Genomic DNA, 11,206 nt, shown 5'->3' with positions numbered 1-11,206 from the left:
CGGGCATAGCGGGCGTGGGCACGTAGGCTGTGGACGGTGACCTACGACATCCAGTTCCTGCGGGTTCTCCCGGGCCGTACTTTCGACGAAACCCTGGAGGAGATCAACTCCGCCTACGACCCGGACGCCGACCTCAAGCCCATGAGCCTGACCAGTGACCAACGTGTGGTTTGGGACGGGCTCGTACAGCGGATATCGCAGGAGGTCGGTGCGGTCACCACCGAGAATTACCCCTACAGCCTGACCCTGTGGCGTGACGGGCCTGCCGGTCATCTACAGCTGGACTACACAGGGGACTCGGCCGACATCCAGATCCCCTACCGCTACCCGGGGCAACAAGCACTACCGATCATGGTGGAGGCATATCAGATCGCCCGGATACTCGCGGAGGAGAGCGGCCTCGAAGGCTACGACTACGAGGCCGATCAACCCGTCCGGACCGGCGATATCGGCATAGCAGCGGCCAAACTCGGTGGCATTGCCCGCTGGGCGCAGGAAAACCTCACCTGACCGGTGAGAGGCGCGTTCGCCGGTGCCTACGGCAGGATCTTCCGTTCGTCGGTCTTGAGACCGCGGAGTGTCCAAAGTCCGTACAGAGCCAGCAACGGTTTGGCGACCATCCACTCGCCGGGGCGGTAGTCATCCGCACGCACGAGCCTCTCGGCAAGATCAGGACGCCGGCGCCGCAAATACGCGCGGGCCTTGAGCGCGTGAGCCGGCTGGGAGACGATCTTGATGCGGTCGGCATCCTCAAGCAGCGGGATCACATTCGTGATGTTCTCCCATGTCGTCCGGCTTCGGTCTTCAAGGAGCACTGTGCCGTCGAACGCGAGGCCCGACTTCGCGTAGTCAGCCATCAACAGGGCCTCCGCACGGCCACTGCCGGCCGTACCGCCGCTGAAGATCACGCGAGTGCCGCGCGCACTGTCAGCGGCGATGGAGCGGATTCCGGCACGGACTCGCCAGCGGTTGATGAAGTTCGCCGTCGCTCGGGGGTTCCGGAACCCCAGCACGACCACGGCCTCGGCCTCGGCAGCGCCCTCGCTGTTCCCGACGAGAGCCCGAGACCAGCGCCGGTTCAACCACTCGCCCCAGGCCAGGGCCGCCACCCCGGCCACCGCCACTCCTGACCTTCGTCGCATGCGGCGACCCTAGGGCATCCGGCATTGGGGAGCGAAGGCGCCAACCGCGCTACAAACGAGCCGGTTTGTTACAAGTTCTCAGCGATCAGCTGCTCCAGGATTCCCACCACGTCCGCCGGTCGCAGGACGAATCCCGTGTGACTGGTATCCAGGGTGTGCACGTCGTAGGGGTTGTCAGGAGTCAGCGCGTCAGCCTCGGCGATCAGGCGGTCCTGCATCGCCACCGGAAGCGTACGGTCACTGGTGAGCCGGATATACGTGCGGGCGATCGTTCCCCAGGTGTCAGCCTGCCCGCGGGCGTCAGCCGACATCACGGCGAGGGACTCATCGGGCTGGAGAATGTTCAGAAAGGCGCGGAACTGCTCGTCGGTGGCATCCGCCATAACCGCCGCCTTGATGGCGGCGAGCAGGGCGGGATCGGCCGTGCGGTAATTGGCCCGCCCGACTCCGAGTTCGGCCGGGTCGCCCACGTTCAGCGCGTACAGGGGGGCGATCAGGCTGTCGGCGAACTCGGGCTCCTGCATGTACTCGACCGGGCTGGACCGCTGTACGCACGACCACGCGGATATGTAGACAAGCCGGTCCACCAGTTCGGGGATCGCATTGCCTACCTGCGTGACAGTGGTCCCACCAAGACTGGCACCCACCAGCACCACGGGCCCGTACTGGGCTACTCGGCGAACGACGTCAACGACCATGTCCACGTTGTGCTGCAAGGTGACCGTGGCCAGCGTCGAAGGCTCGGTTGCCCAGGCTTCGAGGTCCTGCGGGGCCTGATAGGCCACCGGATACTGGGCGTCGAAGCCATGGCCCGGCAGGTCGACGGCGAAGCTGCGGTGACCGCGCAAGGCCAGCTCCCGCTGGACGGGCGCCCACATGAACGAGCTGGAGCAGGACCCGTGCACCAGGACGAACGTAGGACTGTCATGGTGAGTACTCATGATCCGGATCGTAATGAACAGGCCGCGACCCGGCATCTGGATTTCGGTGGCCTCCTGGCCGACAGCGGGGGGCGTAGGGAACGCTTCAGACGGCGAGTTGGGCGTGGACCGGGCTGCTGTCAGCCGTCCGAGGCCAGGCGGTCGAGCCACTCACTGAGCAGGTGTTGCTCCGCGCCGCTCAGCGCCATCTGTTAGGGCAGGAGGGCGCACAGGGCTCGGGCGGCGCCGGCGGGGCCCGCGTCCTGCACGGCGGGCTTGTCGTGGGTGACGGCGGCGACCATCGATTCGCGCATGGCGGTGAGCAGGGCCTGGTCGCGTTGGCCCTCGGGCAGCGACAGCCGGGTGAGCACCGTGCCGCGCGCACTGGCGTGGGCGAGGGCGGCTGCGAGCTTCTCGTCGACGCGGAGCCAGCCACCCGCAGCGAGACGGCGGATGCGTCCCAGCAGGATCTGCAATGCCGGCGTGGAAAGCGGCCGAGGTGGTTCCGCGCCTGGGTTCGCCGTACATCAGGGCGTACAGCTCGGGGTTGGCGAGCCCGAACTCGACGGCAAGGTCCCAGCCTGCGCGCAGGTCCTCGACGGGGTCCTCAGCGTGGCGGTCCGCGTGCCTGGCCGCGAGGAACGTGACGTAGCCGTTGCTCCGCCACGGCCTCCAGCAGCCCGTCCTTGTCGCCGAACAGGCGGTAGATCGCCGGGGCCTGCACCCCGGCGGCGGCCGCGACCGCGCGGGTGGTCACCGCGGATCGTGGGCCTTGAGGAACACGTCGTACTGCCGGTCCTGCTGGATGCCTGGGCGAAGGCGGGAGTGCCGCAGATCCCGCAACTCGGCTTCGGCGACGCCCCGGTCGCGCGCCGGCTGCGCGATGTCGGCGAGCAGCGCCTGGCCGACATGGACGATCAGGGCGTGGACGTCGCGGTACTGTCCCTGGCCACACCGGGCGTGCAGAACCTCGAGCCGGCCGACGCCGTGAGCGTCGCGCGGGAGGCGAACGACGCACTCGCGCAGGTCGTCAGCACCAACCCGCACCGGTTCCAGGCACTCGCGGCCATTCCCACGCCACCGCCGAGCGGCTGCGGGTACCGCTGCACGCCACCGCCCTGGCCGGGGTCGGCGGCTCCTTCGACGATGTGGCGAAACTGACCGCCTACGTCGTCGGCTGGACCCCTGACAAGATGCCCCTGCTCCTGGAGGGGATCGCTCGGGCGGCCGCGAAGCTGGGGAGCACACCGGTCCCACCGGCCACTCTGCTCGGTGTCGCAGCCCTGGACACACCCGACCACCTGGTCGAGATCGAAGCCACCGCGGTCATCGACTGACGTGATGCGAGGGAGTTGACCGGCGCGGGTACGTTCGTGCGCCGGGTGGTGCAACCACACGCCGCCCGGGCGCGGTGGTAGGGGCCGCGACCCGCCCGAAGACTGGGCAGGGCAAAGTGAATTCCGGCCCGAAAGGATCACCGCGGTATGCGTAAGCGCGCCATCCTCCCGGTCTCCGCCGGCGTCCTTCCCCTCCTTCTGATGCTCGGCCTGCCCGCGCCCGCCTCCGCCTCCGCCAACGGTGCGGCGACGAGCCCGGCGACCGGAACCTGCGTCGGGCGGATCCACTACACCTTCGACCCGCCCCTCAGAGCAACCCCTCGCCCGACGACCACCAGCTGGTCGGGCGACTACTCCTGTTCCACGCTCCCCCTGATCAGGACCCGGACCTGGCACGGCACCTTCAAGGGCTCCGTCAAGTCCGTCACCGGCTGCCTGCAGGCGAGCCCCAACCAGCTCCTCACCCCCTCGATCACCGAGACCGACCACTGGTCCGCCTCGAAGGGCGGACACCCGGCCGGCGAGAGCACCCTGACCGGCACCGTCTCCACGCTGCCGCGCGAGGACGGCACGCGCGTGGCCGAGTGGACCGGCACCGTCACCGGCGGGACGTGGTTCGTGGGCCACCACTTCAACGGCAACAACGTCTACAGCTCGCTGGCCGACGGAAAGCTCTGTCTGGCCGGCGGCGAGATCGACCACAACGACGGCACGGCCGTGGTCACCTTCCTTCCTCTCTGACGAGCGGTAACCGATGAGGACCGTGACGTCTTCGTCGACACAGTCCATGCCGCGCTCGGACGCTTCCTGGGAACGCCCCTGTGACAGGGTGGACGTATGACAGCGAACCACGAGTCCTCATCCACTCCGCACGCCCATGGACTCGAACCGTGGTCGGACACCACCCCGGCCCACAGTGATCTCCTAGCGGCGAAAGAGCTCGTCTACGACCCCTGCGGATTCACCTGCTCGCAGCCGATTCCCGAATCCGAAAGTGCCGAGTACGCCGCGCACGAATTCACCCTTGACGGCCTTTCCGTCCGGTTCCGCGTAGCCAAGACGACCCCCACCAAGGTCGGCCAGTTCGTCACCGTGTGGAAGAGGTCCCCGGGCGGGCCCATCCAGCCCTTCGACGTCACGGACCCCGTCGACCTCTTCGTCATCAGCAGCCGTGACCACCACCACTTCGGCCAGTTCGTCTTTCCCATAGACGCGCTCCGCCGGCACGGCGTCGTATCAGTGGACGGTTCCGGTGGGAAACGAGCCTTCCGCGTCTACCCGCCCTGGGTGACCACCACCAACCGCCAGGCCGGCCGTTCGCAGGAATGGCAGCTGCGCTACTTCCTGCCCCTGGACCAGGACGGTCCCGTCGACTCCGCTCGTGCCCAAGAGCTCTACCACCCGTAGGCCGACGCTGGAACTGCCCCGTGCGGGAGTGGCGGCCGAGCCCCGCTCATGGGCACACGGGCTTACGCGGGGACGTGCCGGACGGAGTGTTTCCCGGCCCTCTGCGCGCCGCTAGTGCAGTTCCACGGAGATGTGCTGCGACAGCGCGCGGAGGAAGTCGGGCGCGTCGAACATCTTGCCTGCGGAGGCGACGCCCGTCGCCCGGGTCCGGCCGGTGAGGATGCGGTGGACCGCCTCCACCGCGAGCGGGGCGGTGACGGCGTAGATGTCCCGGCCCCGCGCCACGGCACGGCGTTCGGTGCCGCCGCGGCGCACGACGGCGTCGACGAGGAAGGTCTGCGCGGATCGCCCGTACGCGTCGGTCGCGGCGGGCGTCGGCGTGTCCGGGGCCAGCACCTCCCTGGCCGCCTCGACCGTCATGTGGGTGTGCACGTCGGAGATGGACAGGTGGCTGGGAACGGTGACGACGTCGACCGTGGTGAACTCCCCTATGACGGCCCTGGAGCCGATGGGGTCGGGGAAGGGCCACTGGAGGTTCGGTGACGCGTCGTCACGGTACTCCAGTTGCCCACCGGCGTAGCGGATGCGCCGGCCGCCTCGCCGCAGGCGGGAGACCTTGCTCGTGGCGCGTGTTCCGGTGGTGGGGTGCCAGTTGCTCAGCGCGTAGGCGATGTGTGCCTCGTCGGCCGCCGTCCAGTCGCCCATCGCCGCGGTGACCAACAGATCGCCGAGGCCTCCGTAGAAAGCCATCGCGGGGACGATCACCGCTCCCGCCGCGCGGGCCCGGTCCGTGAAGTCCGCGAACGTATCGACGCCGGACTCGATCTCGCCCGTGACATCCACATAGGGGATGCCCGCGCGCAGTGCCGCCTCGATGACGGGGGCGGCTGTGGTGGCGAAGGGCCCGGCGCAGTTGATCACCGCCGCCGTGCCGGCCAGCGCGCGGTCGAGCGAGTCAGGGTTCCCGGCCGACGCCGGACGGGCGTCGAGTCCGGAAGCGGACGCGGACGCGGCCAGCGCCTCCAGCTTGCCAGCATCGCGACCGGAGAGCACGAGGACGAACCCGCGTTCTCGCAGGTGTGCCACCACGAAGCGGCCGGTGTGCCCGTACGCGCCGAACACCGCTACGGCAGGCTTCGATCCCATGGGTTCTCCCCCGTTGTTGAAACGATCCGATGAGGATCCGATGACGTTCCACCGGCGATCCGTTACGGACATCCTGGCGAGTGGGGGTCTCTCACACGAGTGTCCGGAACGACATGACCCGTACAATTCCGGACGTGGACACTGACGCCGGCACTGGCACTGGCAGTGACGCCTGCACTGGCACTGACGCCCTCACTGGCCCTGACGCTGGCACTGTCGCCCTGGCCGTCACCGACGGCATGCTCCACTTCGAGCTGTCCGTGGCCTACGAGGTCTTCGGCGACAGCCTTCCCAGTGGGGCCGGCCCCGACTACCACGTCGTGGCCTGCGGGCCGGGCGCGGTGCGGGTCGGCCGGTTCACACTGGAGCCCGACTACGGACTCGACCACCTCCGGCGCGCCGGCACGGTGATCGTCCCCGCCTGGGCCGATGTCGACGAGGACCCGCCGGCCGGCCTCGTCGACGCGGTGCGCGCGGCCCACGAAGCGGGGGCGCGCGTGGTCTCCTTCTGCACGGGCGCGTTCGTGCTGGCCGCCGCCGGCCTGCTGGACGGGCGGCGCGCGACGACGCACTGGGTGCACACCGAGGCCCTGGCCGCCCGCTATCCGCGCGTGGAGGTGGACCCGGACGTCCTCTACGTGGACAACGGCAGCGTGCTCACCTCCGCCGGCAAGGCCGCGGCGATGGACCTGTGCCTGCACCTGGTCCGCCTCGACCACGGCTCGTCGACCGCCAACGCGCTCGCCCGCCGCCTGGTCGTTCCGCCGCACCGGCCCGGGGGCCAGGCCCAGTTCGTCACCACTCCCGTGCCCGCACAGGGCAATCACCCGCTCGCCGAGCTGCTCCCATGGGTGAGCGAACGGCTTGACCATCCGCTGACCGTCGAAGACCTCGCCCGCCAGGCCCGGATGAGCTCGCGCCACCTCGGCCGCCACTTCAGGTCGGTGACCGGCACGACCCCGCTGCAATGGCTGCTGGCTCAGCGGATCCGCCACGCCCAGGAGTTGCTGGAGACCACCGAAGACAGTGTCGACGCCATCGCCGCGGCCACCGGCATGGGCACCGCCACGACGCTGCGCCGGCACTTCAACCGGGCGGTCGGCGTGCCCCCGGATACCTACCGCCGCACCTTCCGCTCGCGGCCGCGTCCGGCCTGAACGACAACGGGTCCGAGGCCCGGCACACCCGGTGCGGACGGTGCCGGCGCATGCACCGAGCATGCGCCGGGCTGTGTTTTCTCAGGGGCGCCCGGGCCAGCCTTTCTCAGGGGCGCCAGGCCGGGACGGGCAGCGTCGTGCCGGTCTCGACGTAGGTCTTGAGGTTGGCCAGCACGAAGTTCCAGCCGCCGGAGACAGCGCGGTACTCCTTGTCGTCCCGCAGGTTGACGTGGGTGACCGTGAGACGCGTGGTGTCACCGTAGGGCTGGAGTTCAAAGGTGACCCGGGATTCGCCGTGCGGCCGGTCCTCGCCGGGACCGGCCCAGGTCAGGGTCAGCCGGCGCGGCTCGTCGACGTCGGCCACGGTGCCCACCACGTCATCGGTGCCCGAGCCGTCCACACGGCGGTGCGCCCAGGGCGATCCGGGCTGCCAGTCGGAGACGTTGTGGTGGTACCAGTACGCCGCCGTCGCCTCCGGGTCCATCAGGCACTGCCAGACCCTTTCCGGGGTGGCGGCGATGTAGGTGGTGTGGACGAACTCCGGGCGAGGCTCGCTCTCAGCATTCATGGAGGATTCCGCTTTCTGTTTCAGTGCGCTCAACGCGTCCAGCCGGGGCTGATCGAAGGCGCTGATCCACCGCTCCTGGATCTCGTGGAGCGGCACGGGGTTGAGGTAATGCAACTTTTCGCGGCCCCTGCGGACGGTGCTGACGAGGTTCGCGGCCTCCAGCACGCCCAGGTGCTGGGTCAGTGACTGCCGGGCCATCCGCACGCTTTCGCACAGTTCGCCCAGCGTCTGGCCGTTGTTCTCGCGCAGCCTGTCCAGCACGAACCGCCTGGTCGGATCGGCCAGGGCCTTGAAGACCCGGTCCATCTCGCTGCTCACACCTCAATCATGCAGGCAAATGCCTGCATGTCAAGCAGTGAGGCGGTTGCGGCCGCTCGACGTCGGACCGCCGCCCACGCCAAGCAGCCGGGAAGCCACTTGAGCGCACGGCGTACGGAGGTTGCGAACACTGTACGGACGGGCGTACGGTGTTCTCAGAAAGCGCACGGCGTTGATGACCGGGGGGTGTCATGTCGAAGGGTCCGGATCGGGGAGTACCGAAGCCCGTAAAGGTCCAATCACCGGGCCCGACCTGCCCCTGATGCCGAACCCCACTTCCGGGCCGGCTGTGCGCACCGCCTCTTTTCAGTGACCGCGCGGATCTCCCGCGAGTCCTGCCCATGCCTCACACTTCACGCCTGACAAGGGAACTGTCATGAACCTGCCAGTCCGCATTGCCCTGGCCACCGCCGTCGTCGGCGCGGTCACCCTCACGAACCTCGACCTCGCAGCGGCCGCTTCGCCTGCCGCCGCGCCCACCAAGAGCGTGCAGACGAAGAGCACGCGGACCAAGAGCGCGGTGGACCTGGGCACGATCACCCGCTTCACCCCGACGGTGCCGAACCCGACGACCGCCACCCGGGCCCAGCTGGACGCGGCCGCTCCGGCGGCCAAGGGCCGCTCGTTGTTCACGGACTCGAGCGTCGGCGGCCCGATCAGCCGTGAGGAGGTCATCACCAGAGCCAAGACCTGGACGGACGACGCCGTGCCGTACAGCCAGGTCTCCTACCTCACGCAGTACGGTCACAAGTACCGCACGGACTGCTCGGGCTTCGTCTCCATGGCCTGGAACCTCGCCACCTCCTCGGCGAACAACTGGGGCGAGACCACCCCCACCCTGACCGAATTCACGTCCTCCATAGGCAAGGAGGACCTCAAGCCGGGCGACATCCTGCTCAACCCCGCCGCGGGCAACGACGGCCATGTCGTCATCTTCAACGGCTGGAAGGACGCGGCCCACACGCAGTACGACGCCTTCGAGGAGGCCGGCGGCAGCACCGGCAGAGCCGTTCACCGCACGGTCGACTACCCCTACTTCGGCAGGTCCGGCTTCTCCCCGCGACGCTACGACAAGATCGTCGACAACTCGTCCGCGAACGCCATGTCGCCGCTGGTCAACGTCGGTGACATCAACGGCAACGGCGTCTCGGACCTCCTGGCGCGCCGGAAGTCGGACGGCCACGCGCTGGTGTACTGGGGCAAGGGAGACGGCGGCTACACCAACCCCACCGACCTCGGCGCCGGCTGGGACCAGTACGACGCCATCACCGGCATCGGCGACATCAACAAGAACGGTGTGTCCGACCTCTTGGTGCGCCGGAAGTCGGACGGCCACGCCCTGATCTATTGGGGCAAGGGAGACGGCGGTTACACCAACCCGACGGACCTCGGCGCAGGCTGGGATGCCTACGACGTGATCACGGGCGTGGGTGACATCAACGGCAACGGCGTGCCGGACCTGATGGTGCGCCGGAAGTCCGACGGCCACGCCCTCGTCTACTGGGGCAAGGGGGATGGTGGCTACACCAACCCGACCGACCTCGGCGCAGGCTGGGACAACTACGACGCCATCACCGGCATCGGCGACATCAACAAGAACGGCGTATCCGACCTGCTGGTACGCCGGAAGTCCGACGGCCACGCCCTCGTCTACTGGGGCAAGGGAGACGGCAGCTACACCAACCCCACCGACCTCGGCGCCGGCTGGGACCAGTACGACGCCATCACGGGCGTAGGCGACATCAACGACAACGGCGTCCCGGACCTGATGGTGCGCCGCAAGTCCGACGGCCACGCCCTCGTCTACTGGGGCAAGGGAGACGGCAGCTACACCAACCCCACCGACCTCGGCGCCGGCTGGGACAACTACTCCTGACCCCCGGCCCCCGTCGGCAGTGGGCCCGGTCGCTGGACACCCACCCGGGCCCCTGCCGTCAGCACCACCTCAGCACCACCTCACCCGATCGCCCCACACAGCGAGGATTCCCACGCCCGTGAACACCCGCGTTCCCACCACCGAGCGGCTCCGTAAGGCTGCCGTGCTCCTTTCCCTCACCACTGCCCTCGCCGCGGGCGCCCTCGGCGCCACTCCCGCGAGCGCGGCGTCGGTCGCCACCTGGGACAAGGTCGCCCAATGCGAGAGCACCAACAACTGGAGCGCCGTCGACCCCACCCACACGTACTACGGCGGCCTCCAGATCAACATGGACAACTGGCAGCACTACGGCGGCACCGCATACGCGGCGCGCCCCGATCTGGCCACGAAGAAGCAGCAGATACTCATAGCCGAGAAGATCCTCAAAGATCAGGGCCCGGGCGCGTGGACATGCGCTCCCGGGACCGGCCTGAGCAAGGGCGGGCCCGACCCCTACCCGGACGAGGAAGCCGGCCCCGCAATGTCGCCGCTGGTCAATGTCGGTGACATCAACAGCAACGGGGTCCCGGACCTCCTGGCGCGCCGGAAGTCCGACGGCCACGCGCTGATGTACTGGGGCAAGGGCGACGGTACGTACACCGACCCCACCGACCTGGGTGGCGGCTGGGACGGGTACGACGCGATCACGGGTGCCGGTGACCTCAACGGCAATGGTGTGTCCGACCTGTTGGTACGCCGGAAGTCCGACGGCCACGCCCTCGTCTACTGGGGCAAGGGGGATGGTGGCTACACCAACCCGACCGACCTCGGCGCAGGCTGGGACAACTACGACGCCATCACCGGCATCGGCGACATCAACAAGAACGGCGTATCCGACCTGCTGGTACGCCGGAAGTCCGACGGCCACGCGCTGGTCTACTGGGGCAAGGGCGACGGCAGCTACACCAACCCCACCGACCTCGGCGCAGGCTGGGACAACTACGACGTGATCACGGGCGTAGGCGACATCACCGGCAACGGTGTCCCGGACCTGATGGTGCGCCGTAAGTCGGACGGCCACGCCCTCGTCTACTGGGGCAAGGGCGACGGCAGCTACACCAACCCCACCGACCTCGGCGCAGGCTGGGACCGGTACGACGTCATCACGGGCGTAGGCGACATCAACAAGAACGGCGTGCCGGACCTGATGGTGCGCCGGAAGTCCGACGGCCACGCCCTCGTCTACTGGGGCAAGGGCGACGGTACGTACACCGACCCCACCGACTTCGGTGGCGGCTGGAACGCCTATTCCTGATGCCGTTCACGGGCCGCCGCCGCACTCATCGCGGCGGCGGC

At 68.8% G+C, this 11,206-nt stretch carries 13 protein-coding genes and 1 pseudogene; 8 read left to right on the top strand and 6 right to left on the bottom strand.

The features are described from left to right. The first annotated feature begins 36 nt into the window (after positions 1 to 36). A complete protein-coding gene (locus D7231_RS02240) occupies positions 37 to 510 on the top strand; it encodes a hypothetical protein (RefSeq protein ID WP_120753165.1) in 474 nt (157 codons plus the stop codon). A 26-nt stretch (positions 511 to 536) separates the two neighbouring features. Here the strand turns inward: D7231_RS02240 and D7231_RS02235 are convergent, their stop codons facing one another. The 4 genes from D7231_RS02235 to D7231_RS38265 all read right to left on the bottom strand — a co-directional run bounded on the left by D7231_RS02235 (position 537) and on the right by D7231_RS38265 (position 2,819). Then, complete coding sequence (locus D7231_RS02235; protein ID WP_120753164.1) at positions 537 to 1,142, bottom strand: YdcF family protein; 606 nt, start codon at positions 1,140 to 1,142, stop codon at positions 537 to 539. Positions 1,143 to 1,210: 68 nt separating this feature from the next. After that, positions 1,211 to 2,083 (bottom strand): alpha/beta fold hydrolase, encoded by an 873-nt coding sequence (locus D7231_RS02230; RefSeq protein ID WP_120753404.1) that lies wholly within the window; start codon positions 2,081 to 2,083, stop codon positions 1,211 to 1,213. 191 nt (positions 2,084 to 2,274) lie between these two features. Then, on the bottom strand, positions 2,275 to 2,538 hold the full coding sequence (locus tag D7231_RS38270) for a hypothetical protein (protein ID WP_338419812.1): 264 nt from the start codon (positions 2,536 to 2,538) through the stop codon (positions 2,275 to 2,277). A 131-nt stretch (positions 2,539 to 2,669) separates the two neighbouring features. Beyond that, complete coding sequence (locus D7231_RS38265; protein WP_338419811.1) at positions 2,670 to 2,819, bottom strand: TetR family transcriptional regulator; 150 nt, start codon at positions 2,817 to 2,819, stop codon at positions 2,670 to 2,672. Positions 2,820 to 2,827: 8 nt separating this feature from the next. Between D7231_RS38265 and D7231_RS37320 the strand changes: the two genes are divergently transcribed. The 4 genes and pseudogenes from D7231_RS37320 to D7231_RS02205 all read left to right on the top strand — a co-directional run bounded on the left by D7231_RS37320 (position 2,828) and on the right by D7231_RS02205 (position 4,806). Then, positions 2,828 to 3,223: an amidohydrolase family protein gene (locus D7231_RS37320; RefSeq protein ID WP_241999551.1), complete on the top strand. Its 396-nt coding sequence runs from the start codon at positions 2,828 to 2,830 to the stop codon at positions 3,221 to 3,223. Next, a pseudogene (locus D7231_RS02215) lies at positions 3,175 to 3,399 on the top strand (Rid family hydrolase); the annotation flags it as partial. The gene D7231_RS37320 and the pseudogene D7231_RS02215, both read left to right, overlap by 49 nt. 147 nt (positions 3,400 to 3,546) lie before the next feature. Beyond that, entirely contained in the window at positions 3,547 to 4,140 is a 594-nt protein-coding gene (locus D7231_RS02210) for a hypothetical protein (RefSeq protein ID WP_120753163.1), read from the top strand. A gap of 96 nt (positions 4,141 to 4,236) precedes the next feature. Further along, positions 4,237 to 4,806: a MepB family protein gene (locus tag D7231_RS02205; RefSeq protein ID WP_120753162.1), complete on the top strand. Its 570-nt coding sequence runs from the start codon at positions 4,237 to 4,239 to the stop codon at positions 4,804 to 4,806. Positions 4,807 to 4,917: 111 nt separating this feature from the next. Here the strand turns inward: D7231_RS02205 and D7231_RS02200 are convergent, their stop codons facing one another. Beyond that, positions 4,918 to 5,952: a saccharopine dehydrogenase family protein gene (locus D7231_RS02200; protein ID WP_120753161.1), complete on the bottom strand. Its 1,035-nt coding sequence runs from the start codon at positions 5,950 to 5,952 to the stop codon at positions 4,918 to 4,920. A gap of 134 nt (positions 5,953 to 6,086) precedes the next feature. On the opposite strand from D7231_RS02200, the gene D7231_RS02195 reads away from it, so the two are divergent. Then, entirely contained in the window at positions 6,087 to 7,109 is a 1,023-nt protein-coding gene (locus tag D7231_RS02195; RefSeq protein ID WP_277875529.1) for a helix-turn-helix domain-containing protein, read from the top strand. Positions 7,110 to 7,215: 106 nt separating this feature from the next. Here the strand turns inward: D7231_RS02195 and D7231_RS02190 are convergent, their stop codons facing one another. Next, on the bottom strand, positions 7,216 to 7,983 hold the full coding sequence (locus D7231_RS02190) for an ArsR/SmtB family transcription factor (protein WP_120753403.1): 768 nt from the start codon (positions 7,981 to 7,983) through the stop codon (positions 7,216 to 7,218). Between the two features lie 388 nt (positions 7,984 to 8,371). On the opposite strand from D7231_RS02190, the gene D7231_RS02185 reads away from it, so the two are divergent. Together D7231_RS02185 and D7231_RS02180 are read left to right on the top strand one after the other, a co-directional pair. Beyond that, positions 8,372 to 9,871 carry a C40 family peptidase gene (locus tag D7231_RS02185; protein WP_120753159.1) on the top strand — a complete coding sequence of 500 codons (1,500 nt, stop codon included), beginning with the start codon at positions 8,372 to 8,374 and terminating at the stop codon, positions 9,869 to 9,871. A gap of 118 nt (positions 9,872 to 9,989) precedes the next feature. After that, positions 9,990 to 11,165 (top strand): transglycosylase family protein, encoded by a 1,176-nt coding sequence (locus D7231_RS02180; protein ID WP_120753158.1) that lies wholly within the window; start codon positions 9,990 to 9,992, stop codon positions 11,163 to 11,165. The last annotated feature ends 41 nt before the right edge of the window (positions 11,166 to 11,206 follow it).

This window comes from Streptomyces klenkii (assembly GCF_003626645.1).
Taxonomy (GTDB): Bacteria; Actinomycetota; Actinomycetes; order Streptomycetales; family Streptomycetaceae; genus Streptomyces; species Streptomyces klenkii.
This window is presented reverse-complemented; position numbering and strand designations above follow the sequence as displayed.